Here is a 23,469-nt window from a genome sequence, read left to right on the forward strand (position 1 = left end):
TCCCGGTCAGCCCTTTCCCGGTCGCCCCTGGCCGGGTCGACGCCGGCCCGGTCGCTCCGGTCCCGGCGGACCCGCTCGGTCGGCCGGCCCCGCCGGCTGGAGCGCCGCCGGTCCGGACGCTGGCTGGCCGTGCGCACCGCTATCCCCGCTCGGCGCGCCGATCGAGCTCGGCGACGATCTCCGGGCCGAGCTGGGTGACGTCCCCCGCACCCATGGTGATCAGCAGGTCGCCGGACCGCACCAGGTCGGCGGCGAGCACCGCGGCCCGGTCGAAGGCCGGCTCGTAGTGCGCCGGAACGGCCTCGATCCGCCGGGCGACCAGCGCCCCGCTCACCCCCGGCTCGGGTTCCTCGCGCGCGCCGTAGACGTCGAGCACCACGACCTCGTCGGCGAGGGAGAGCGCCGCGGCGAACTCGGCGGCGAACGCCTTGGTGCGCGAGTACAGGTGCGGCTGGAAGACCACCACCAGCCGGCCGGAGCCGGCGGCGTGCCGCGCCGCGCGCAGCTGCGCGGCGACCTCGGTGGGGTGGTGGGCGTAGTCGTCGTAGACCCGCACGTCACCGGAGCGGCCCTTGAACTCGAACCGGCGCCGCACGCCGCCGAACGCGGCCAGCCCCTCGGCGAGACACTCGGCCGGCGCGCCGAGCTCCATCCCCGCCAGCAGCGCAGCGACGGCGTTGAGCGCCATGTGCTCGCCCGGCACGGCCACCCGGACCGCGAGCTTCTCTCCCTGCACCGACACGTGCACGGTGCCGCCGTCCTCGGTGGGCGTGTACTCCAGCACCCGCGCGTCGTCCGGCCCGGTGACACCACGGCCGTACCGGCGCACCCGCACCCCGGCCGCGGCCGCGCGGTCGGCCAGCCGGTCGGCGCCATGGTCGTCCGCGCAGGCGATCAGCACGCCGCCGGGGGCGATCCGGCCGACGAACTCGTCGAACACCGCCGTGTACGCCTCGGCGGTGCCGTGGTGGTCCAGGTGGTCGGGCTCGACGTTGGTCACCACCGCCACCGACGGGGTGTAGGACAGGAACGAGCCGTCGCTCTCGTCGGCCTCGGCGACGAACACCCCACCGTCGCCGTGGTGGGCGTTGGCGCCGGACTCGTTGAGGTCGCCGCCGATGGCGAACGACGGGTCCAGCCGGCAGCGCTGCAACGCGACGGTGAGCATCGACGTGGTGGAGGTCTTGCCGTGCGTCCCGGCGACGCAGGCCACCCGGTGGCCGGCCATCAGCGCCGCCAGCGCCTCGGCGCGGTGCAGCACCGGCACGCCCCGCTCGCGCGCGGCCCGCAGCTCGGGGTTGGACTCCTTGATCGCGGTGGACACCACCACCGCGGACGGGCCGCCGGAAAACGCGTCCAGGTTCTCCGGCCGCTGCCCGACACCGATCTCGGCGCCCTGCGCGCGCAGGGTGAGCACGGCTCGCGAGTCCTTCGCGTCCGACCCGGACACCCGTGCGCCCCTGGCCAGCAGGATCCGCGCGATGCCGCTCATCCCGGCACCGCCGATGCCGATCAGGTGCGCCCGCCGCAGCACCTCGGGAACAGTCGTCTCAGGCACCCCGGTCACCCACAGCCTCCAGCACCATCCTCGCCAGCACCTCGTCCGCCTCGCGGTGGCCGAGGCCGACCGCGGCCGCGCTCATCGCCGCCACCCGCTGCGGGTTGGTCACCAGCGGCAGCACCTTCTCGACCACGGTTCGCGGCGTCAGGGCGGAGTCCTCGACCAGTAGGGCCGCGCCGGCCTCGACCGCCGGTTGGGCGTTGAGCGCCTGCTCGCCATTGCCGTGCGGCAGCGGCACGAACACCGCCGGCAGCCCCACCGCGGACACCTCGGCCACGGTCATCGCACCGGACCGGCACAGCACCACGTCCGCGGCGGCGTAGGCCAGGTCCATCCGCTCCAGGTAGGGCACCGGGACGTAGCCGGGGCGACCCGAGAACTCCCGCACCACCAGCGTGTTCTTCGGCCCGTGCGCGTGCAGCACGCCGACCCCCGCCTCGGCCAGCTCCCGCGCGGCGCCGGACACCGCGGCGTTGATCGAGCGGGCCCCCTGCGAGCCGCCGAACACCAGCAGCGTCGGCGCGTCGGGATCGAGCCCGAAGTGCTTCCGCGCCTCGGCACGCAGCGCGGTCCGATCCAGGGTGGTGATGGAGCGGCGCAACGGGATGCCGACCACCTCGGCACCCGGCAGCGCCGTGCCGGGCGCGGCGACCGCGACCCTGCTGGCGAACCGGGCGCCCACCTTGTTCGCCAGCCCGGCGTGCTTGTTCGCCTCGTGCACCACGATCGGCACCCGCCCGCGCGCGGCCAGGTAGGCCGGCAACGCGACGTAGCCGCCGAACCCGACGACGACGTCGGCGCCGACCCGGTCCAGCACGGCCCGGGTGCGGCGCACCGAGTTTCGCACCCGCAGCGGCAGCCGCAGCAGCTCCGCCGTGGGCTTGCGGGGCAGCGGCACCGGCGGGATCAGCTCCAGCAGGTACCCGCGGTCGGGCACGAGGGTGCGCTCCAGCCCGCGCTCGGTGCCCAGCGCGACGACCGTGGCGTCCGGCCGCAGCCGGCGGACGGCGTCGGCGAGCGCGAGCGCGGGCTCGATGTGGCCGGCGGTGCCGCCGCCGGCGACCACGACCGTGGGTGCCCTGCCCCGCGCGGCGGCGCTGGCGCTCCCCGGTCCTGACTCGGGCTCGGGTGCTCCGGAAGGCACGGTTGCCGGCTCGCTCACCTACGTCCTCTCCGACTCGACGTTCCCCGTGTGCCACCACGGGCCGAAGACCGCCGACCGTACTCGGGGGCCGCGCGGCGGCGGTCGGCGACCGCCGCGGACCGGGCGCCCCGTGCCGCCGGCCGACCGGACCGGCCGGAGCCGCCGCGGCCCGAGCCGCGGCGCCGTGCCGGCGGCCGGTAGGGGTCCGGCGCGGGCAGCCGCATCAGTTTCCCGAACTTACCCGGTCCCTGGGTGCGCAGTGCGGCGACCGCCTCCGGCTCGTGCCGGGCGCAGTTGGCCAGCAGACCGAACAGCAGCATGGTCACCACCAGGGACGTGCCGCCGTAGGAGATCAGCGGCAGGGTGACCCCGGTGACCGGAAGCAGGTTCACGACGTAACCCATGTTGATGGCGGCCTGGGCGACCAGCCACGCGGTGAGCGTGCCGGCGACGATCCGGATCCAGGGGTCCAGGTTGCGCACCGCGATCCGCAGGCCGACCACGGCGAGCAGCACGAACAGCCCGATCACCGCGGCGCAACCGACGAAGCCGAGCTCCTCGCCGATCAGCGCGAAGATGAAGTCGTGCTGGACGTTGGGCAGGTAGGCCCACTTCGACTGGCCCTGCCCGAGCCCCTTGCCGAACAGCCCACCGTCGGCCAGCGCGTAGAGCGCCTGCCGGGCCTGCAGGCCCTTGCCCATCGGGTCGGCGGCGGGGTTGAGGAACGCCGTCACCCTCGCCAGCCGGTACTGCGCGACCAGGGCGAGCACGACGGCGCCCACCACCCCGCCGAGGAAGATCACCGCGAACAGCCGCTTCGGCGCGCCGGCGAACCACAACAGCGCCATCAGCACCACGCCGAGGGTGATGGTGCCACCGAGGTCGGGCTGGGCCATCACCAGCGCGAACATCAGCAGCGCGGCCGGCACCACCGGCACCAGCAGGTGCCGCCACTGGTGCAGCAGGTGGTACTTGGTGACCAGGATGTGCGCGCCCCACAGGGCGAGCGCGACCTTCGCGACCTCGACCGGCTGCAGGGACAGCGGCCCGAGCACGAACCAGCCCTGCGAGCCGTTGACGCTCGTCCCGAGCGGGGTCAGCACCAGCGCGAGCAGGCCGAGGCAGACCACCATGCCGGTGGCGGACAGCCGCCGGGTGCGCTTCAGCGGGATCCGCAGGCCCAGCCAGAACACGATGCCGCCGATCGCGACGAACAGGACGTGCTTCTGGAACTGGGCGTAGACCGACTCGCCGGTGCGCGGGTCGTAGGAGGCCACCGACGACGCGGACAGCACCATGATCGTGCCGAGCGCGGTGAGCAGGCCGCAGATGGCGAGGATCAGGTGGAAGTCGGCCAGCGGCCGGGACAGCCACGCGGTCAGCGCGGTGCGCACCGCACCGCGGCCGCGCTCGTGGCGCTCCCCGCGCCGGCGCGCCGGCCGCTCGGCCCGGTCACCACGGGTGCCGCGCGTGCCGGGAGCACCGGGAGCACCGCCGTCCCGGTCAACCACGGTCATGCGGCGACCCCGCTACACCCGGCCGGGCACCGCCTCCGGCCACCGTGCCCGGCACCGCACCGGCCGGCGGGGCCACGCCGGTACGCGGGAAGCCCGGCTGGCTGTCCGGCACGCCCTCACCTCCCGTCGGCCGCCAGCGCGCGCACCGCCGCGACGAACGCGTCGCCGCGGTGCGCGTAGTCGCGGAACATGTCCAGCGACGCGGCGGCCGGGGCCAGCAGCACCACGTCACCGGGACGCGCCATCCCACCGGCCAGCCGCACCGCCGCGGTCATGGGGTCATCGTCACCCGAAAGTAGGCGCTGGACGGGGACATCCGGGGCGTGTCGCGCGAGCGCGGCGGCGATCACGTCCGCGTCGGCACCCAGCAGGACGACCCCGCGCAGCCGGTCGGCCACCGCGGCGACCAGCTCGTCCACCGAGGCGCCCTTCAGCTGCCCGCCGGCGATCCACACCACGCTGGCGTGGGCCAGCAGCGACCCGGCCGCGGCGTGTGGGTTGGTCGCCTTCGAGTCGTCGACGTAGCGGACCCCGGCGACCTCGCCCACCTCGACGGCCCGGTGCGCCGCCGGCCGGTAGCGGCGCAGCCCCTCGGCCACCGCCTCGGCGGGCAGCCCGGTGGCCCTGGCCAGCGCGGCCGCGGCCAGCGCGTTGGTGACGTTGTGCGGGCCGGCGGGGCGGACGTCGGCGAGCCCGGCGAGCTCCTCGGCGCCGGTGCGCGGGTCGGCGACGAACGCGCGGTCGACCAGCAGGTCCTCCACCACGCCGAGCTCGCCGGGGCGGGGGACGGCGAGGGTGCACCCCACGTGGGTGGCCCCGGCGGGGGCGTGGTCGGTGGCGAGCCGGGTGGACCACGCGTCGCCCACGGTGTGCACGACCGTGCCGGACCGCTCGTGGATCCGGCCCTTGGCCGCGGCGTAGGCCGCCATCGAGCCGTGCCAGTCCAGGTGGTCCTCGGCCACGTTGAGCACCACGGACGCCGCCGGGGCGAGGGTGCGCGACCAGTACAGCTGGTAGCTGGACAGCTCGACGGCGAGCACCTCGTGCCCGGCGCGCACCGCGTCGAGCACGGCGAAGCCCACGTTGCCGCAGGCCACCGCGTCCCGCCCGGCGGCGCGCAGGATCGACTCCAGCATGCCGACCGTGGTGGTCTTGCCGTTGGTGCCGGTCACCGCGAGCCACACCGGCGGCCGGGCCCGGTGCCGGCCGATCCGCCAGGCCAGCTCGACGTCGCCGATCACCTCGACACCGCGGTCGGCCGCGGCCACCAGCAGGGGTGCCGCCGGCCGCCAGCCCGGGCTGGTCACCACCAGGGAGGTGCCCTCCGGCGGCGCGGTCAGGCCCGGCACCAGCTCGACGCCGAGCGGCTCCAGCTCGGCCAGCCGGTCCGCGTCGCCGTCGGTGACCGTCACCGTCGCGCCGGCCTCGGCGAGCGCCGCCGCGACCGACCGGCCGGTCACCCCGGCACCGGCGACCAGCACCGCGCGCCCGGCCAGCTCCGGCGACGACATCGCGGCGCCCGCGCCGGTCCCGCCACCCATGGTGCTCAGGCTCCCGCGGCGGCGAGCTGCTCGCTGTAGAACAGCCCGAGGCCGAACATGCAGCAGATGGCCGCGAGCAGCCAGAACCGGATGATGACGGTGGTCTCCGCCCAGCCGGCGAGCTCGAAGTGGTGGTGGAACGGGGCCATCCGGAACAGCCGGCGCCGGGTGGTGCGGAACACCGCGATCTGCGCCACCACGGACAGCATCTCCACCATGAACAGCCCGCCGATGACGATCGCCAGCAGCTCGGTGCGGGTGGTGACGGACAGCCCGGCGACCAGACCGCCGAGGGCCAGCGAGCCGGTGTCGCCCATGAAGATCTTCGCCGGCGCGGCGTTCCACCACAGGAAGCCGACGCACGCGCCGGCCGCGGCGGCCGCGACGACCGCGAGGTCGAGCGGGTCGCGGACCACGTAGCAGGCAGCCTGCGGGGTCTCCTGGCAGCTCAGCCGGGCCTGCCAGAACGAGATCACCACGTAGGTGGACATCACCATCGCCGACGCGCCGCCGGCGAGGCCGTCGAGCCCGTCGGTGAAGTTCACCGCGTTCGACCAGCCGGAGATCACCACGTAGCAGAACACGATGAACACCGGCAGCGGCAGGAAGATCAGCGCGAGGTCGCGCACGTACGACAGGTGCTGCGAGGCCGGGGTGAGGCCGTTGGCGTCGGGAAACTGCAGCACCAGTACCGCGAAGGTCACCGCGACGACGAGCTGGCCGACCAGCTTCGCGGTCTTGTTCAGCCCGAGGTTGCGCTGTTTGCGGATCTTGATGAAGTCGTCGAGGAACCCGACGATGCCCAGGCCCACGGCCAGGAACAGGACGATCAGCCCCGAGGCGGTGGGGCCGTTGGGCGAGCCCCGCATCCAGTCGATGACGTGCGCGACGAAGTAGCCGGCCACCAGCGCGATCAGGATGGCGACACCACCCATGGTCGGGGTGCCGCGCTTGGACCTGTGGCCCTGCGGTCCCTCCTCGCGGATCTCCTGGCCGAAGCCCTGCCGGGAGAACACCCGAATCAGGTAGGGCGTGAGCAGGATCGACACCAGCAGGCCGATCGACGCCGCGATCAGGATGCTGATCACGCGTCACCGCCCCGCGGCTCGTCGGCGAGCAGCGCCTCGGCCACCCGCCACAGCTCGGCGACCTTGGACGCCTTCACCAGGACCACGTCGTCCGGACGCACCTGCGCGCGCAGCAGCGCGATCGCGGCGTCGGTGTCGGGAACCAGGACGGACTCCTCTCCCCATGAACCCTCGTGGCTCGCGCCGTAGTGCATCGGGGCCGCTGGGGAGCCCTCCCCGCCGACCACCACGAGCCGGTTGATGTCCAGCCGCACCGCGAGGCGGCCGATCTCGTCGTGCGCGGCCACGCTATCGGCCCCCAGCTCGCCCATGACGCCGAGGACCGCCCAGGAGCGCCGGCCGCGGCTCATCGAGGCGAGCGTCTTCAACGCGGCGCGCACCGACTCCGGGTTGGCGTTGTACGAGTCGTTGAGCACGGTGACCCCGTCGGCGCGGGTGACCACCTCCATCCGCCGCTCCGACCGGCGGCGCACCGCGCTCAGCCGCTCGGCGACCAGCTCGACCGGGGTGCCCAGCTCGAGCGCGACCGCGGCGGCGGCGAGCGCGTTGCCCACGTGGTGCTCGCCGTGCAACGGCAGCCGCACCGGTGCCTCCCCCGCCGGGGTGACCAGCCGGAAGGACGCGCGGGCCTGCTCGTCGAGCCGGACGTCCGCGGCGCGCACGGTCGCGGCGGGGCCCGCACCGACCCCGACCACCCTGGCGCGGGTGCGCTCGGCCATCGCGGCGACCAGCGGGTCGTCGACGTTGAGCACGGCGACGCCGCCGGGCGGCAGCGCCTCGGGCAGCTCGCCCTTGGTCTTGGCGATGGCCTCCCGGGAGCCGAACTCCCCGACGTGGGCGCTGCCGACGTTGAGCACCACGCCGATCCGCGGCGGGGCGACCGCGGCCAGCTCGGCGATGTGCCCCGGGCCGCGCGCGGACAGCTCCAGCACCAGGTGCCGGGTGTCCCGGTCGGCGCGCAACGCCGTCCACGGGTGGCCCAGCTCGTTGTTGAACGAGCCGGGCGGTGCGACCGTCGGGCCGAGCGGCTCCAGCAGCTGGGCGATCAGGTCCTTGGTGGAGGTCTTGCCGGAGGAGCCGGTCACCCCGACCACGGTGAGCCGGTCCCTGGCCAGCTCGGTGACCACGTGCCGGGCGAGCGCGGCCAGCGCGGCGAGCACGGCCGCGCCGGAGCCGTCGGTGTCGCCGGCGAGCGCCACCGAGCGCTCGTGGGCGCGGCCGGGCGGCAGCGGCGGCACGACGACCGCGGGGGCGTCGACCTCCCTGGCGGCGAGCACGCCGGCGGCGCCGGCGGCGACGGCCGTGGCGGCGAAGTCGTGCCCGTCGACCCGTTCCCCCGGCAGCGCGACGAACAGGCCGCCGGGGGTGAGCCGGCGGGTGTCGAACTCCACGGTGCCGGTCACCCGAGGGGTGCCGTCGGTGTGGTGTGGCCGGCCGCCGACGATCTCGGCGATCTCGGCCAGTGTCAGCTCGATCATCCGGCTCCCTCGACCTCGTCCCGGATGGCGGCCTCCAGCTCGTCGCGGTCGGAGAAGGGGTGCACGACGCCCTCGATCTCCTGGCCGGTCTCGTGGCCCTTGCCGGCGACGAGCACGACGTCACCGGGCCGGGCCCGCCCGACGGCGGCGACGATCGCGGCCCTGCGGTCGCCGATCTCCAGGATCTCGCAGCCCTCGGACTGGCCGACCGCCCTCGCGCCGGCCAGCATGGCGGCGCGGATGGCGGCCGGGTCCTCGCCGCGCGGGTTGTCGTCGGTCACGATCAGCACGTCGCTGCCGCGGGCGGCGGCCTCGCCCATCATCGGGCGCTTGGCGATGTCCCGGTCGCCGCCGCAGCCGAGCACGGTGATCACCCTGCCCTCGGCGCGGGCCCGCAACGCCTGCAGCGCCTGCGCCACGGCGGCGGGCTTGTGCGCGTAGTCGACCACCGCGGTGAACGGCTGGCCGAGGTACACCCGCTCCATCCGGCCGGGCACCTCCACGGTGGCGAGGCCGGCGACGATGTGCTCGGTGGCGACGCCGGCGACGTCGAGCACCGCGGCGGCGAGCACCGCGTTGGCGACGTTGAACGTGCCGGGCAGCGGCATGCTGGCCGGGACCGCGCGGCCGTCCGGGCCGTGCAGCAGGAAGGTCTGCTCGCCGGTGTCGGTGGTGGCGATGTCGGAGGCCCACCACGCGGCGGTGCTGTCCGGCTCGGTGGAGACGGTGACGGTGTGCGGGGTGACCAGCGCCTGGCCCCACGCGCTGTCGATCACCACCACCTCGGTGGTCGACCGGCCGTCGAACAGCAACGACTTCGCCGCGAAGTAGTCCTCCATGTCACGGTGGAAGTCGAGGTGGTCCTGGGAGAGGTTGGTGAACGCGCCGACGGCGAAGCGGATGCCGTTGACCCTGCCGAGCGCCAGCGCGTGGCTGGAGACCTCCATCGGCACGTGGGTGACGCCGCGCTCGGCCATCACCGCGAACAGCGCCTGCAGGTCGGGGGCCTCCGGGGTGGTGAAGGCGCTGGCCAGCCGCTCGCCGGCGATGCGGGTCTCGACGGTGCCGATCAGGCCGGTGACGTGCCCGGCGGCGCGCAGACCCGACTCGACGAGGTAGGCGGTGGTGGTCTTGCCGGAGGTGCCGGTGACGCCCAGGACGGACAGCCGCAGCGACGGCTCGCCGTAGATCCAGGCGGCGATCGCGCCGAGCACGCCGCGCGGGTCGGGATGCACCAGCACCGGGACGGGGGCGTCGCGCAGGGCGGGGCGCTCGGCGCCGGTGGGGTCGGTGAGCACGGCGACGGCGCCGGCGGCGATGGCGTCGGCGGCGAAGTCGGCGCCGTGGGCGCGGGCGCCGGGCAGCGCGGCGAAGAGGTCGCCGGGCAGGACGTGCTGCGCGCGCAGGGTGGCACCGGTGATCATCGGCTCGGCGCCGGGGTCGGCGTCCGCCTCGGGCACCAGCCGGGCGTCGGCGCGGGCGACGAGCGTGGTCAGCGGCACCGGCTCGGTCCGGTCGGGCCGCGGCGGCGCCACGACGGCCTTCACCGGTTGGTCCGGAACCCGGCCCTCGGACGTCGCCGGCCCATCATTGGGGACAGACACAGCCGGGAAGGTTACCGGCGGGGCGGTTGGGCGCTGCGACGCGGTGCCGGGCGGCGCATCTCGGCGCGAGTGGTCGGTTTCCGGCGCGCGGGCGGGTCCGGTCGAGATCGTCAGCGGGGACCGGGAAGGTAGGCGCCGAGGAGCTCGGTGAGCCGGGCGCGGTCGTCGGCCACCGACAGGTCCGGGCGGGGGCGGCCGCGCCCGTGGCCGGCGAGCACGTCGGTGACGAACCGGGCCACCTCGGCCGGCGCGGGCACGAGGTCGGGGCCGAAGTGGGCGAGGACCACCGGGTCCTGCGTGGGCTCGGTCTCCGCCGCCAGGGACCACCCGTGCCGCTCGCTCCACACGAGCATCAGGTCGTGCTCCGGCCGGTTCCGCCAGCGCCGGGCCAGGCCCAGGTAGGCGGTCGCGGTGTCGCTGACCTCGAAGTCGACTGCTTCCTCGGGCACGCCGACGGCTTCCGCCACCGTGCGCACGTAGGCGGCCAGGCCGCGAGCCATCGGAGAGATGCTCTGCGAGAAGGCGCGCATGACGCCACGATAGGCGACGACCCCGCGCGCGGCCGACGAGTCGGCGCGCGGACGCGGTTCGTCAACCGAAGATCGTGTCCTTCCCGGAAAGCGTGCGGCGATCACGAATACGGCTGACTGGGCCGAACGGGGGAGATGGCGGCCATTGACTGGCATTCACTCGGCTACCCGTCGTTATGGTTTGCCACTGGGGCAAACCATGGGAGGGGGGAGCCGAAATGGGTCATGGCGAACCACCGGATCACGGCCGGGATCGGCCGGTGGAGGTTTCCCGGCCGCTGCTCGGCACGGAGCTGATCGCCGACGACGAGGCGCCCACGGTGCTCTACACCCCCACGGCCGCACCGCTGCGCGGCGCGGAGGCCGCGCTGGTGCTTCGCGAACTGGCCGACGGCAGGCGGGCGATGCTGGTGTTCACCTCGCTGGACCGGCTCGTCGACGGCTGCGGTGACGAGCAACCGTGGCTGGCGCTGCGCGCCGAGGCGATCGAGGAGTTCCGGTACCTCGCGCAGGCGGACACCGTGCTGTGGGACGCGCTCATCGACCCGGCGGACCGCCAGTACGGCGAACCAGACGACTCGGAGGTATGACGGAATGGCCGGTGGATATCGCGTCGATCCACAAGTCCTGCACGACGTGGCCGGAATTCTCCGCACGGCCGCCCACGACCTCGACACGGTGGCACCGCCGCCCGCGCCACAGGCCGGCCTGGTCACCGGCGCCGTCGCGGGGGTCATGGCCCACCTCGCGGAGCAGACCTTCGCGTTGACCGCGAAGCTGGCCGGTGCCGCCGATGCGGTCACCACCGGTCGAGACGACTACCAACTGGCCGAGGACAACGCCAGGAACGCGTTGCCGAAACCGGGCCCGAAGCCGGTGTGACCAGGGAGAACGATGACGCTCAACATCCACGTCGAGGCCGACCCGGACAGCCTCCGCGCCACGGCGACGGCGATGCGCGCGGCGGGCCAGTCCGTCGAGGAGGTGGCCGACTCCGTCCTCGCCGCGTCCCGTCGGGCCTACGACGGATGGACGGGTGACGGCTCGTCGGGCTTCCACGGCGCGATGGGCGACCTCAGACCGGGTGCCGACGGGCTGGCGGACGGCTGGATCGGGACGGCGGCGGCGCTGGAGCTGCACGCGGCCGACATCGACACGGTCAGGGCGCGGATGCGCCAGGCCGTCGAGATCGCCACGGCCGCCGGCCTGCCGTGCACCGACACGACCATCCACGACCCCGGCCCGCCGCCCCCACGACCGGAGCCGCTGCCAGCCGACGCGACCAAGTCCCAGTTCGAGGGCTACGGGTTCGCGCAGGACCGCTGGCTGGCCTGGGTCGAGCGGGCCAAGGCCTACGCCGAGTGCTCCGCCGTGGTGATCGAGGCCCGGCAGATCGAGAACGACTCCCAGACCCTGCTGCTGAAGTACCTCGGCAACGTCGCCGACAAGTGGCACATCAACAGCTCGGACTTCCTCACCGGGCTCGCCGCCGGATACCTCGCCCAGCAGGGCACGTGGCGGTCCAGCGCGGCAACCCTCGGCGCCATCGCCGACGACGCGCTGAAGGCCGTCCGCGACGCGACCCTCGACTCGGGCACCCGGGCACAACACGCGGTGGCCGGGATGATCGCGCAGGCCCGCGCCAAGGTGGATCTGGACAAGGCCGAGGCCAACCGCGTCGGAAAGTGGCTGGAGAAGCTCCCGAAACCGGCCCAGCGGGTCGTCACGATGAACCTCAAAGAGTTCATCCCGAAGAACGCCCAGTACCTGAGCAAGTCGTTCGCCGTGCTGAAGAAAGTTCCGGTTTCTGGTGCGGCTTTCACCGCCGGCAGCGTGTACCTGGACGTCCAAGGCGGGAAGGACCCGACGACCAGCGTGGTCTCGAACACAAGCGGCCTGCTGGCCGGCGCGTGGTCGGGCGCGGCGATCGGCAGTGCGTTCGGCGGGCCGGTCGGCGCCGTGGGTGGTTTCGTCGTGGCCACCGGGGTCGGGTTCCTGGTCGAGGAGTTCGGCCCCGACGTGACCGACTGGTACCACGATAGGATGCGGGAGGAGACCTTCTTCGACGACTTCGGCAACACCCCCGGCCAGGGCCTCGCGCCACCGAAGTGAGCCACATGGACACCACCCACGGTCTGCCGCCCAAGCCCGACCCCCGGACCGGGGAGCCCCGGCCACCGCGCGCTCCGCTCAGCGGCGACCACGCCGAGCCCCGCCAGCCCTACCGCGAACGCAAGGTCCTCCAACCGCCGGCCGGCGAGGGACCCGCCCTGGAGTGGCACTACGGCGATCGGCGAATGCAACGTTGGATGGCCGGAATCATCTTTGGCGGATTGTGCATTATCGCTACCTTCAAGCGCGGCGGCCTCGCCTGGATGGCCGAATGGGACATCTGGGTCGTCTTCATGGGGTTGGCTGCTGTTGGTTACATCGTCCCGCTCGGGCACAAGATCTCGGCGGGCGCCGACTGGCTGAACTGTCGCGGCGGTTTCGTCAAGACCTACGAACTCACCGAGATCAAGGTGACCCCGGGCGGGGGCGGTGACCCGCACATCGAGCTGTTCGACCAGCACGGCGGCAGCGCCGACACCGGCATGAACCTCATCCAGGCCAACCAGGCGCTGTGGGACCTGGTCTACAACGGCATCCGCCACTCGGTGGCCAACGGCGCCACCACCAACCGGCTGGCCCGCAAGTGGCTCCGGCTGGACGACCCATGGCCACCCCGCGCCCGCTCCGACCGCATCGGCGGACCGGACACGTAGCGATCTTGGGGTGGATATCACCGTCAGAGGGCGGTGAGGGCGGCGATCTTCCACTGGCCGTCGACGTGGCGGGCGACGATGTCGAGGTGGCCGGTGGAGGTCTCGACCGTGTCGTCGCCCTCGCGGACGGTCTGCTGGTCCAGGAACACCAGCAACCGCGCCTCGGGGCCACGCAGCTCGGTCACCCCGATCGCGCGCACGGTGGTGCTGCGCGTCAGCCGCTCGCGTTCGGCTCGTTCGCGGGCGGCGGCGAAGTGCTCCCGGTACTGCTCCACGGCCCGGTCCACGAGCACCGCGGCGGCGGCCCGCTCGGTGCGCGCGAGGTTGGCGTAGTCGTAGGAGAACACCGCCTTGACCGCCGCCGCGACCTGCGCCGACACCTCCTCGGTGGCGGCCGCGTCCACCACCGCGGCGTTGCGCTCCGGGTCGCCGGCCCGCAGCGCGGCGGCCTCGATGCCGAACCACGTCGCCGCCCCCGCGCCGAGCACGGTCACGACGGTCAGCGCGACCAGCAGCCGGGTCCGCCGGGCCCGCACGCCGGCCGGACGCCCGACGCCCCGCGCCAGCAGCCCGAAGCCGCGCGGGGCTCGGCCGCGCGCGCTGCGCCCCGAACGCCCACCGACCGCGCCACCCCCCGGCGCGGCGTCCCCAGCGGCAGGGCCGACCCGATCGGGCGTGCGGTCCTCCGTGGGCGCCGCCCCGCGGGTGGGCGTGGGCTCACGGCCCGGCGTGGGCTTCTCGACCGGCGCGGCCGTCACGGCGGACGTGGCCTCCCCACCGGATGGGGCCGCCCCGGCCGGTGCGGCCTCCGCAGCGGGTGGCCTCCGCGCCGGGGTGGGCTTCCGCGTCGACGCGGGCTTCCTGGTGGGGGTGGGTTTCCGGGCGGGTGGGGTCCGCTCGCCGCCGGGTGGGGGCGGCGTGGAGTCGGTGTCCCTGGTGCTCGCGGTGTTGCCCATGTCAGCCCGCCGCCTGCACGGAACTCACCTTCCAGCCCTGGTCGGTGCGGCTCGCCTCGACGGTCAGCCGGCTGCGCCGCGGCTCCGGCGGCTCGCCGCCGGTGGCCATCCGCACGTCGAGCACCGCCACCAGCCGCGCGGTGCCGGCCGCCCGGTCCAGCTCGGTCACCGCCGCCCGCAGCACCGCCGCGGTGGACACCGCCCGCGTCCCGGCGGCCCGGTCGAGCTGCAACCGCCGGTCACCGGACAGCTCGTCGTACAGCCGCCCCGCGGTCACCGCCAGCCAGCGGTCCACGTCCCGCTCGGCATGCTGGTGGTCGAGGGTGTTGAGCACCTCCAACCCGCGCGACACCGCCGCCAGCACGTCGTCCCGCTCCCGCGCGGCCGCCAACCCCTCGTCGTGCGCCGCCCGCCACCACGCCCAGCCGGCCACCCCCGCGGCGAGCACCGCCGCCACGGCCAGCGCCAGCACCGTGCCGACCACCCGGTCCCCCTGCACCAGCGCCCTCATCCGCCATCACCCTGTCCGGACTGGTGGGACAGCCCGAGCAGACCGGGGACGTCCACCGGAGCCGCGCCGGTGGCCATGCCCAGCACCCCGGGCAGCGCGTCCCGCCGCGGACCGCCGTGCGGCGAGGGCCGCGGCGGGTCCGGCGGGGCGGCGGGAAGGCCGGGGTACGGCGCGTTCTGCGCCCCGCGGACCCCCGTCTCGCTGCCCGGCGGCTCGGCGCAGTAGGCGTTCATGTTCACCGGCGCGTCGGTGGTGTCGCTGGCCGGTCGCTGCCGGGTGCCCTCGTAGCCCTTGGTGCACGAGTGCGGGTCGAACAGGTTGAACACGAACCCGAGGTGCCCCTCCCCGTTGGACGTCACCGACTTCGTGAACGCCGAGATCACCGGGTAGGCCACCAGCAACTGCTCGATCGCGTCCACCCGCAGGGTGGTGATCTGCGCGGTGGTCAGCAGGTTCGCCAGCACCACGCCGAGGTCGGTGCCGGAGGTCGCGAGCACCTCGCTCACCTGCCGGCTGACCACCGGGGCCTCGTCCAGCACCCGGCGCAGGTCGGGGTCGGCGTTCCGCAGCCCCTCCGCGATGGTGCGCAGGCCCTCGGCGAGCGCGACGATGTTGTCCGCCTGCCGCCGCTGGGTGTCCAGCACCACCCTGCCGTCGGCCAGCAGCGCCTTCGTCTGCGGCAGGTGCTCGGTCGCGGCGGCGGTGAACGAGCCGGCCGTGTCCAACAGCCGCTGCAGGTCCGGGCCCGCGCCGGCGAAGGCGTCGTAGCTCTCGTCCACCACGATCCGCAGCGACCCGGGGTCGACGCTGGTCACCAGCCGGTCCAGGTTGGCCAGCACGGTGTCCGGCGCGAGCGGGATGTCCGTCCGGTCGCGGCCGATGACCGAGCCCTCGGTCAGGTACGGCCCCTCACCGTCGGCCGGCCGCAGGTCCACGTACTGCTCCCCCACCGCCGACCGGTTGGCCACCACGGCCTCGGTGTCGGCGGGGATCGGCGGGGCGCCGGAGTCGATGTCCAGTGCCACGTCGACGCCGTCATCGGTCAGCTCCAGCCCGCGGACCCGGCCCACCGCGACACCGCGGTAGGTGACCTCCGCGCCGGGGAAGATGCCGCCGGAGTCGGTCAACCGGGCGGTGACCACGTAGCCGCGGGCGCCGAACAGCCGGTCCAGCCCGGCGTAGCTGGCGCCGGCGTAGACCACCGACACCATCGCGATCACCACGAACGCGATCAGCTGGACGCGCTGGGTGCGGGTGAGCATCAGCGGCCTCCCAGCAGCGGGCCGAGCAGGCCGCCGAGCGGTCCACCGGACGTCGCCCCTGGCGCCGGCGGGGACAGATCCGGCAGCTTCGGCGGGTCGACCGCCGGCAACGGCAACGCCGGCGCGGGCGGCCCCGCGCCGGCGGTCCCGACGTCGGGCGTGGGCACCCGGAACGGCGGCTGGGACGAGTCGGCGAAGTTCCGGTAGATCGCGTCCAGGTTGAGGTCCAGCCGGGCCCGCACGTTGGCGTAGTCGCCCTTCACCACGGCGCCCGCGGCACTGGGCAGCGGGTAGGTCGGCAGGATCTTCAACGCGGTCGGCAGGTTCTGCCCGGCCGCGGCGAGGTTGCGCAGGGTCGGCTCCAGCGCGCGCAGGTTCGCCACCAGCTCGTCCCGGCTCTGCCGCACGGTGTCCACCGCCACCCTGGACAGCCGGTCGAGCGACTGCAGCATCCCGACCAGCTGGTCCCGCTGCTCGGTGAGCACCCGCAGCCCCGGCGCGAGGTCGTCCAGCGCGGTGGTGAGGTTGTCGGTCTGCGCCACCAGCGTGCTGGACAGCCGGTTCAGCCCGTCGATCGCCCGGATGATCTCGCCCTTGTGCGCGTCGAGCTCCGTGGCCACGGTGTCCACTCTGGACAGAAATGCGCGGATGTCGACCTCGTTGCCGGCCAGCGCGGCGTTGAGCTCCTCGGTGATGGTGCGCAGCTGCTCCACGCCGCCGCCGTTGAGCAGCAGGGACAGCGCGCCGAGCACCTCCTCCACCTCCGGGTTGCGGTTGGTGCGGGACACCGGAATGACCGCGCCGTCGGCCAGCCGCCCCGCCGCCGCCTCGCCGGTGGGCCCGCGCAGCTCGACGAACTTCTCGCCGAGCAGGCTGGACTGGCGCAGCTCGGCCTCGGCGTTGGCCGGCAACTCGACGTCGCCGTTGACGGACAGCCGCACCACCGCGGTGCGGGTGTCCTCGGCGAGCTCGATCCGGTCCACCCTGCCCACCGGCACGTCGTTGACCTTCACGCTGGCCTGCGGCACCAGGTCGAGCACGTCGGCGAAGTGGACGGTGACCCCGTACGGGTGGTCGCCGAGGTCGGCGCCGCCGGGCAGCGGGGCGTTGTACAGCCCGGAGAAGCCACCGGGACCGCAGCCGCCGAGCGTGACCGCCCCGGCCAGCGCGACCGCGACCACCGGCAGGCCGCGCCACATCAGCCCCCTCAGCCACCTCATCGGCCACCTCCGTCGAAGTCCCGGGTGAGCACGTCCGCCAGCGGCAACGGCAGCGGGGGCAGGTCGCCGCGCTGCATCGACGCGAGCATCTGCGACAGCGACGGCACCTTCAGCACGCCCGACTCGACCTGCGCGATCGTCTCGCACAGCGGCCGCAACGCGTCGGGCAGCTGCTCCGGGGTCGCCGCGCGGACCAGCCGGCACAGCGTGGTGAGCAGCGGGTGGGTGAGCTCGTTGGCGTTGTAGCGGATCTGGATGCTGCCCGAGGCGGCGTCGTAGGAGTTGATGAAGTTGGTCATCCCGGTGGGCCCCACGTCCAGCACCTCCGCCAGCGCGGCGCGCTGGTCCACCAGCACACCGGTGATCCCGGCCAGCTTGTCCACATTGGAGGAGAGCAGGTCGCGGTTCTCCTCGACGAAGCCCTGCACGTCGGTGAGCGCGGTGCCCAGCGCGGACAGCGCGGCGCCGACGTCGTCGGAGTCCTCGGCGAGGAAGCCGGCCACGTCGGCGAGCCGGCGGTAGAACTCGTCGAGCTGCTGGTCGCTCTCCGCCAGCATGGACGTGAACGACTGCAGGTTGCGCACGGTGGCGAACAGGTCGCCCTTGGCCCCGTCGAGGGTGCGGGACAGCTCGCCAAGCCGGCGCACCGTGTCACCGAGGTTGCGCCCGTTGCCCTCGAGGTTGGCGGCCGCGGCGTCCAGCGCCCTGGACAGCGCGCCGCCGGCGTTGGCACCGTCCGGGCCGAGGCTGGTGGACAACTCGTTCAGGCTGCCGTACAGGTCGTCGATCTCGGCGGGGGTGGCGGTGCGCTCCAGCGGGATCACCGCGCCCGAGCGCAGCGCCGGCCCGTCCTCGTAGGCCGGGGTGAGCTGCACGTAGCGGTCGCTGACCAGGCTCGGTGCCACCACCACCGCGCCGGCGTCGGCCGGGACCGGGACCCCCTGGTCGACCCGCAGGTCCACCCGCACCGCGCCGCCCTCCGGCGTCACCGCGGTGATCTCGCCGACGTCGATGCCCAGCACCCGCACCGACGAGCCCGGATACAGCCCGACGGTGCGGTCGAAGTAGGCGGTCAGCCGGGTGCCGCCGGCGTCGCGCAGCACCAGCCACAGCCCCGCGGTGAGCAGCAGCACCACGACGCAGCCGAGGGCCAGCCAGGTGTGCACACCGCGGCGGGCCCTGGTGTCGACGCTCATCGGCCACCTCCCTGCTGGGTGATGCCCTGGTCGGGGGCGGAGATCGGCGGCGAGCAGCCCTCCGGGTTGACCCGCGCGCCACCGGCGACGATCACCGGTGGGAGCAGCCCACAGATGTAGCCCTCGAACCAACGCCCGTTGCCGGTGGCGTTGGCCCCGACCCGGGTGAACGGCGCGAGCAGCGCGAGGCTGCGGTTCAGGTTGTCCTGGTTGCGCTGCAGGATGTCGGTGACCGTGCCCAGCCGCTCCAGCGCCGGGCGCAGCTGCCGCCGGTTGTCCGCGACCAGCCCGGTCAGCTCGGCGGAGAGCTCCCTGGCGCCGCGCAGCAGCGCGCTGATCGCGTCCCGCCGCCGCTGCAGCTCGGACAGCAGCAGGTTGCCGTCGGCGATCACCCGCTCCAGCTGGGCGTTGCGGTCGGCCAGCACCGTCGACACCTGGCTGGCGCCCGCCAGCAGCTCGCCCAGCTCGGCGTCGCGGGAGGACACCGTGCGGGACAGCGCGGTGAGCCCGTCGAGCGCCTCCCGCAGGTGCGGCGGCGTGTCCTGGAGCGCGTCGGCGAGCACGGTGAGGCTCTGCGCCAGCCGGTCGGTGTCGAGCTCGGTGACGGTGGTGGACAGCTGCTCGAAGGCGTCCTGGAGCTGGAACGGGGTACGGGTGCGCTCCAGCGGGATCGGCTCGGCCGGGTCCTGCGGGGTGTCCCCTGCCGGGCGCAGGGCGAGGAACTTCTCCCCGAGCAACGTCTTGATCTCGATGGACGCGGTGGAGGCCGCGCCGACCCTAATACCCTCCACCCGGAAGGTCACCAGCACCGTGCGGCCGGCCAGCTCGACGGAGTCGACCTCACCAACCTTCACCCCGGCCACCTGCACCTCGTCGTCCGGCTCGAGCCCGGCGGACTCGGCGAAGTGCGCCGAGTAGGTGGTGCCGGCGCCGAACAGCGGCAGGTCCTCGGCCGAGTAGACCACCACCAGCGACAGGACCAGCACGACGAGGGTGACCGCGCCGACGGCGGCCTGGTTGCGTTCCCGCAATGGTGTCATGACGGCTGGCACCTCTCCGGCATCTCGGTGGCCGGGATCGGCAGGAACGGCAGCGTGATGTTCAGCGACTCGACGCCGATCGTGCCGGTGAGCCCGCAGAGGTAGTAGTTGTACCAGCTGCCGTAGCTCAGGGTCCTGGTGAACTTCTCCAGGTTGGTGGGCAGCAGCCCGAGCAGCTCGTCGAGCAGCTGCTCGGAGTCGGCGAGGTTGCCGGCCAGGTCGCCGAGTGCGGCGATGTCCTCGCGCAGCGGCGGTCGCGCGTCGGCGAGCAGCCCGGCGGTGGCGTCGGTGAGCCCGCCGAGCGCCGAGACCGCCTCACCGATCGGCCCGCGCTGCTCGGCCAGCCCGGTGACCAGCTGCTGGGTCTGGTCGATCAGCTGGTCCAGCTGCGGCCCTCGGCCGTTCACCGTGGCGAGCACCTGGTTGAGGTTGGCGATGACCTGCCCGATCACCTCGTCCCGGTCGGCGATGGCCGAGGTGAGCGACGCGGTGTGGGCGAGCAGGCTGCGGATCGTGCCGCCCTCGCCCTGGAAGACCTGGATGATCTCGCCGGCGAGCTGGTTCACCTCGTTCGGGTCGAGCGCGGCGAACAGCGGTTTGAACCCGTTGAACAGCACGGTGAGGTTCAGCGCCGGCTGAGTCCGTTCCGGCGGGATCTGCCCGCCCTCCGGGAGGAACTCCTCGTCCACCTCGGTGCCCAGTGACAGGTAGCGCTGGCCGACGAGGTTGCGGTACTTGACCGTGGCGGTGACCGACGCGGGCAGCCGGTGCAAGGACGCGACGTCGAACCGGACGTGCGCCAGGTTGTCCTCGCCCACGGTGATCTCGTCGACCTGGCCGACCTTCACCCCGACGATCCGCACGTCGTCGCCCTCCTGCAGGCCCGAGGCGTCGGTGAACCGGGCGACGTAGCCGGCGGTGGCACCGAAGTTGGTGTTGGCGATCGTCGCGCCGAGCACCGCGGTGAGCAGCACGGTGACGACCGCGAAGGTCAGGATCTTGATCAGGGAGGGGACGAACGACCTCACTCCACGCGCACCTCCGCTCCGCGGTACAGCGGGCCGACGAGCAGGCTCGTCCACCCGGGGATCTCCTCCGGCGACACGCCGAGCTGGCCCGCGCGCAGCGCGGCGATCAGCTCCCGCTCGGCCGCCGAGTGGGCCAGCGCGGGCGCGCCAGCCGGTGCCGACCCGCCGCCGGCGGTGTTGTCGAAGCCGGTGTCGACGCCACCGATCGGGCCGGGCAGGGTGCCGTCGGGTGAGCGCGGCGGCGCCGGCTTGCTGGAGCCGTCCCTGATCGGGCCGTCCGGCGGGTACTGCGGCCACCGCCCCGGCGCGGGCACCTGCGGGTAGCAGCGCGGGCCGCGCTTGTCCTCGTAGCGCGGCTCGTCCACGCCGGGCAGGTACTTGCCGCGGCTGGCGGTGAACCGGATGGTCACGTGGTTCATCTCGTCGGTGCCCTTGCCGAACGCGGCCTCGGCGGCGGGGATCGACTCGGCGAGCTGCCGGAGCAGGCAGGGATACTCGGGCGCGTACCTGGCCAGCACGTCCAGCGTCGGCTGCGCGGTGCTGGTGAGCCGGATCAGGTTGTCCTTGTTCACCTCGAGGAACCGGGTGAGGTCCACCGACGCGGTGCTCACCGTGGCGAACACCTCCGCGAGCTGGCGCTGCCGCTCCAGCAGGGTGCGGCTGGTGGTGGTGAGGTCGGCCAGCGCCTGGAGGAAGTCCGGCGCCGCCCGGTGGTAGGTGTCGGCGACGTCGCCCAGCGCGCTGATGTCGGCCTTCAGGTCGGGCAGCGCCGGGGTCAGCTCGCCGAGGTAGTCGGACAGCTGGACGAGGGTGTCGCCGAGCTGTTCGCCGCGCCCCTCCAGCGCGGTGGACACGGCGGTGAGCGTGCTGGACAGCTTCTGCGGCTGCACCGAGCGCAGCAGCGGCAGCACGTTGCCGAGCACCTGCTCCAGCTCGATCGCCGTGCTGCTGCGGTCCTGGCCGATCACCGCGCCGGCGGCGATCGGCTCCGCGGCCGGCGACTCGGGCACCTGCAGTGCCACGTAGCGCTCGCCGAACAGCGTCTTGGGCAGCAGCCGCGCGGTGACGTTGGCCGGGATGTCGTCCACCCGTTCCGGGACCAGCGCCAGGTCCAGCACCGCGACCTCGCCCCGGGAGGCGACGCCGCGCACCTCGCCAACCCTGACCCCGCGGAGCTTGACGTCGGCGCCGGCGCGCAGCTGGTTGCCGACCCGGTCGGTCTCCAGGCGCACCGGCACCGAGTCGGTGAACGCCTTGTTGTAGATCGCCACCGTGGTGACCAGGAACAGCGCCACGACGAGCAGGAACACCAGGCCGAGCACCTGGTGCCACAGCCTGCGCAGCAGGACCGACCGTCGCGTGCTCATCCGGCGATCCGCACCGTCGTGGTGGCGCCCCAGATGGCCAGGCTGAGGAAGAAGTCCAGCACGGCGATCAGCACGATCGAGGTGCGCACCGCGCGGCCGACCGCGACGCCGACACCGGCCGGACCGCCGCGCGCGGTGTAGCCGTAGTAGCAGTGCGACAGGATCACCAGCGCGCTGAAGACGATCACCTTGAGGAACGACCACAACACGTCTTCCGGGGGCAGGAAGAGGTTGAAGTAGTGGTCGTAGGTGCCGGCGGACTGGCCGTAGAACCAGATGGTGATCTGCCGTGACGCCAGGTACGACGACAGCAGCCCGACGGCGTAGAGCGGGATCACCGCGGCGATCCCGGCGAGCACCCGGGTGGTGACGAGGTAGGGCATGCTCGGCACGCCCATCACCTCCAGCGCGTCGATCTCCTCGGAGATCCGCATCGCGCCGAGCTGCGCGGTGAACCCGCAGCCGACCGTGGCCGACAGCGCCAGCCCCGCGGCCAGCGGGGCGACCTCGCGGGTGTTGAAGTAGGCCGAGATGAACCCGGTCAACGCGGCCGTGCCGAGCTGGTCGAGCGCCGAGTAGCCCTGCAGGCCGACCACCATGCCGGTGAACAGGGTCATCCCGATCATCACGCCGAGCGTGCCGCCGATGACGGCCAGCGCCCCGGTGCCGAAGCTGACCTCGGTGAGCAGCCGCAGCGTCTCCCTGTGGTAGCGGCGCAGTGTGCGCGGCGCCCAGGCCAGCGCGCGAACGTAGAACGACAGCTGGGTGCCGAAGCCCTCCAGCCCGGCACCCGGGCGCGCGATGATCTCCAGCGTCCGGTCGGACATCCGTGGGGTGGGGGCGGCGTTGGTCTCGGTCATCGGGTCACAACGCCTTCGGGGGCACGATCTGCAGGTAGATCGCGGTGAGCACGACGTTGATCAGGAACAGCAGCAGGAAGGTGATGACCACGGCCTGGTTCACCGCGTCGCCGACGCCCTTCGGCCCGCCCGCCGGGTTCAGCCCGCGATAGGCGGCGACCACGCCGGCGACGAAGCCGTACAGGAACGCCTTGATCTCGCTGACCCACAGGTCCGGCAGCTGGGCCAGCGCGTTGAAGCTGGCCAGGTAGGCGCCGGGGGTGCCGCCCTGCATGACGACGTTGAAGAAGTAGCCGCCGAGCACCCCGACGACGCTGACCAGCCCGTTGAGCAGGACCGACACCACGATCGCGGCGAGCACCCTGGGCACGACCAGCCGCTGGATCGGATTGACGCCGAGTACCTGCATGGCGTCGATCTCCTCGCGGATCTTGCGCGCCCCGATGTCGGCACAGACGGCGCTGCCGCCGGCGCCGGCCACCAGCAGCGCGGTGATCAGCGGGCTGGCCTGCTGCACGATCGCCAGCGCGCTGGCCGCGCCGGTGAACGACTGCGCGCCGATCTGCTGGGTGAGCGAGCCCAGCTGCAGCGCGATCACCGCGCCGAACGGGATGGCCACCAGCGCGGTGGGCAGGATGGTCACGCTGGCGAAGAACCAGCACTGCTGGATCCACTCGCGGAACTGGAACGGCCGGCGCGGGATGGCCCGCAGCACCTCCCAGGACAGCGTGGACAACCGGCCCACCTGGGCCAGCGCGGCGGAGCCGGGGATCGTCGTCGATCCGCCTGGAGCGCCCATGC

The 23,469-nt window shown here is 73.8% G+C and carries 22 protein-coding genes; 4 read left to right on the forward strand and 18 right to left on the reverse strand.

Features of this window, described 5'->3' with window-relative positions; all coding sequences use genetic code 11:
- Positions 1 to 139: 139 nt before the first annotated feature.
- The 8 genes from murC to BM051_RS18245 form a co-directional block, all read right to left on the reverse strand.
- A complete protein-coding gene (gene murC, locus BM051_RS18210) occupies positions 140 to 1,558 on the reverse strand; it encodes a UDP-N-acetylmuramate--L-alanine ligase (RefSeq protein WP_092532112.1) in 1,419 nt (472 codons plus the stop codon).
- Complete coding sequence (gene murG, locus BM051_RS18215) at positions 1,551 to 2,627, reverse strand: undecaprenyldiphospho-muramoylpentapeptide beta-N-acetylglucosaminyltransferase (RefSeq protein ID WP_243859371.1); 1,077 nt, start codon at positions 2,625 to 2,627, stop codon at positions 1,551 to 1,553. Before murG ends, murC begins: the two co-directional genes overlap by 8 nt.
- 92 nt (positions 2,628 to 2,719) lie before the next feature.
- On the reverse strand, positions 2,720 to 4,222 hold the full coding sequence (gene ftsW / locus BM051_RS18220; protein WP_092531524.1) for a putative lipid II flippase FtsW: 1,503 nt from the start codon (positions 4,220 to 4,222) through the stop codon (positions 2,720 to 2,722).
- Positions 4,223 to 4,338: 116 nt separating this feature from the next.
- Entirely contained in the window at positions 4,339 to 5,763 is a 1,425-nt protein-coding gene (gene murD / locus BM051_RS18225; RefSeq protein WP_243859305.1) for a UDP-N-acetylmuramoyl-L-alanine--D-glutamate ligase, read from the reverse strand.
- A gap of 5 nt (positions 5,764 to 5,768) precedes the next feature.
- A complete protein-coding gene (gene mraY / locus BM051_RS18230) occupies positions 5,769 to 6,851 on the reverse strand; it encodes a phospho-N-acetylmuramoyl-pentapeptide-transferase (protein ID WP_092531526.1) in 1,083 nt (360 codons plus the stop codon).
- Complete coding sequence (locus BM051_RS18235; RefSeq protein ID WP_092531528.1) at positions 6,848 to 8,329, reverse strand: UDP-N-acetylmuramoyl-tripeptide--D-alanyl-D-alanine ligase; 1,482 nt, start codon at positions 8,327 to 8,329, stop codon at positions 6,848 to 6,850. The genes mraY and BM051_RS18235 overlap by 4 nt, the downstream gene beginning before the upstream one ends.
- The gene (locus BM051_RS18240; protein WP_092531530.1) at positions 8,326 to 9,876 is read right to left on the reverse strand and encodes a UDP-N-acetylmuramoyl-L-alanyl-D-glutamate--2,6-diaminopimelate ligase; all 1,551 of its coding nucleotides are present in this window, start codon (positions 9,874 to 9,876) and stop codon (positions 8,326 to 8,328) included. Before BM051_RS18240 ends, BM051_RS18235 begins: the two co-directional genes overlap by 4 nt.
- Positions 9,877 to 10,043: 167 nt before the next feature.
- Positions 10,044 to 10,463 carry a DUF6292 family protein gene (locus BM051_RS18245; RefSeq protein WP_092531532.1) on the reverse strand — a complete coding sequence of 140 codons (420 nt, stop codon included), beginning with the start codon at positions 10,461 to 10,463 and terminating at the stop codon, positions 10,044 to 10,046.
- 260 nt (positions 10,464 to 10,723) lie between these two features.
- On the opposite strand from BM051_RS18245, the gene BM051_RS18250 reads away from it, so the two are divergent.
- The 4 genes from BM051_RS18250 to BM051_RS18265 are packed head-to-tail and all read left to right on the forward strand — an operon-like array spanning position 10,724 to position 13,228.
- Positions 10,724 to 11,053, forward strand: coding sequence for an SAV_915 family protein (locus BM051_RS18250; protein ID WP_092531534.1), 330 nt, complete (start codon positions 10,724 to 10,726; stop codon positions 11,051 to 11,053).
- A gap of 4 nt (positions 11,054 to 11,057) precedes the next feature.
- The gene (locus tag BM051_RS18255) at positions 11,058 to 11,345 is read left to right on the forward strand and encodes a hypothetical protein (RefSeq protein ID WP_092531536.1); all 288 of its coding nucleotides are present in this window, start codon (positions 11,058 to 11,060) and stop codon (positions 11,343 to 11,345) included.
- A gap of 12 nt (positions 11,346 to 11,357) precedes the next feature.
- Positions 11,358 to 12,575, forward strand: coding sequence for a WXG100 family type VII secretion target (locus BM051_RS18260; RefSeq protein ID WP_092531538.1), 1,218 nt, complete (start codon positions 11,358 to 11,360; stop codon positions 12,573 to 12,575).
- 5 nt (positions 12,576 to 12,580) lie between these two features.
- Positions 12,581 to 13,228: a hypothetical protein gene (locus BM051_RS18265; RefSeq protein ID WP_208325862.1), complete on the forward strand. Its 648-nt coding sequence runs from the start codon at positions 12,581 to 12,583 to the stop codon at positions 13,226 to 13,228.
- A gap of 23 nt (positions 13,229 to 13,251) precedes the next feature.
- Here BM051_RS18265 and BM051_RS18270 read toward each other — a convergent pair whose 3' ends face one another.
- The 10 genes from BM051_RS18270 to BM051_RS18315 all read right to left on the reverse strand — a co-directional run bounded on the left by BM051_RS18270 (position 13,252) and on the right by BM051_RS18315 (position 23,467).
- Positions 13,252 to 13,986: a hypothetical protein gene (locus BM051_RS18270; RefSeq protein ID WP_341770773.1), complete on the reverse strand. Its 735-nt coding sequence runs from the start codon at positions 13,984 to 13,986 to the stop codon at positions 13,252 to 13,254.
- A 199-nt stretch (positions 13,987 to 14,185) separates the two neighbouring features.
- Positions 14,186 to 14,695 carry a hypothetical protein gene (locus BM051_RS18275; protein WP_092531540.1) on the reverse strand — a complete coding sequence of 170 codons (510 nt, stop codon included), beginning with the start codon at positions 14,693 to 14,695 and terminating at the stop codon, positions 14,186 to 14,188.
- A complete protein-coding gene (locus tag BM051_RS18280) occupies positions 14,692 to 15,957 on the reverse strand; it encodes an MCE family protein (RefSeq protein WP_092531542.1) in 1,266 nt (421 codons plus the stop codon). The genes BM051_RS18275 and BM051_RS18280 overlap by 4 nt, the downstream gene beginning before the upstream one ends.
- Positions 15,957 to 17,177 carry an MCE family protein gene (locus tag BM051_RS18285; protein WP_243859304.1) on the reverse strand — a complete coding sequence of 407 codons (1,221 nt, stop codon included), beginning with the start codon at positions 17,175 to 17,177 and terminating at the stop codon, positions 15,957 to 15,959. The genes BM051_RS18280 and BM051_RS18285 overlap by 1 nt, the downstream gene beginning before the upstream one ends.
- Entirely contained in the window at positions 17,174 to 18,373 is a 1,200-nt protein-coding gene (locus tag BM051_RS18290) for an MCE family protein (RefSeq protein WP_092531544.1), read from the reverse strand. The genes BM051_RS18285 and BM051_RS18290 overlap by 4 nt, the downstream gene beginning before the upstream one ends.
- Positions 18,370 to 19,413: an MCE family protein gene (locus BM051_RS18295; protein WP_092531546.1), complete on the reverse strand. Its 1,044-nt coding sequence runs from the start codon at positions 19,411 to 19,413 to the stop codon at positions 18,370 to 18,372. Before BM051_RS18295 ends, BM051_RS18290 begins: the two co-directional genes overlap by 4 nt.
- Positions 19,410 to 20,441: an MCE family protein gene (locus BM051_RS18300; RefSeq protein ID WP_092531548.1), complete on the reverse strand. Its 1,032-nt coding sequence runs from the start codon at positions 20,439 to 20,441 to the stop codon at positions 19,410 to 19,412. Before BM051_RS18300 ends, BM051_RS18295 begins: the two co-directional genes overlap by 4 nt.
- Positions 20,438 to 21,808: an MCE family protein gene (locus tag BM051_RS18305; protein ID WP_092531550.1), complete on the reverse strand. Its 1,371-nt coding sequence runs from the start codon at positions 21,806 to 21,808 to the stop codon at positions 20,438 to 20,440. The genes BM051_RS18300 and BM051_RS18305 overlap by 4 nt, the downstream gene beginning before the upstream one ends.
- Entirely contained in the window at positions 21,805 to 22,668 is an 864-nt protein-coding gene (locus BM051_RS18310) for an MlaE family ABC transporter permease (RefSeq protein WP_166677622.1), read from the reverse strand. Before BM051_RS18310 ends, BM051_RS18305 begins: the two co-directional genes overlap by 4 nt.
- 4 nt (positions 22,669 to 22,672) lie before the next feature.
- Positions 22,673 to 23,467: an MlaE family ABC transporter permease gene (locus BM051_RS18315; RefSeq protein ID WP_092531552.1), complete on the reverse strand. Its 795-nt coding sequence runs from the start codon at positions 23,465 to 23,467 to the stop codon at positions 22,673 to 22,675.
- Positions 23,468 to 23,469 lie beyond the last annotated feature (2 nt).

Origin of the sequence: Amycolatopsis arida, assembly GCF_900115565.1 — a bacterium.
Classification (GTDB): Bacteria; Actinomycetota; Actinomycetes; order Mycobacteriales; family Pseudonocardiaceae; genus Yuhushiella; species Yuhushiella arida.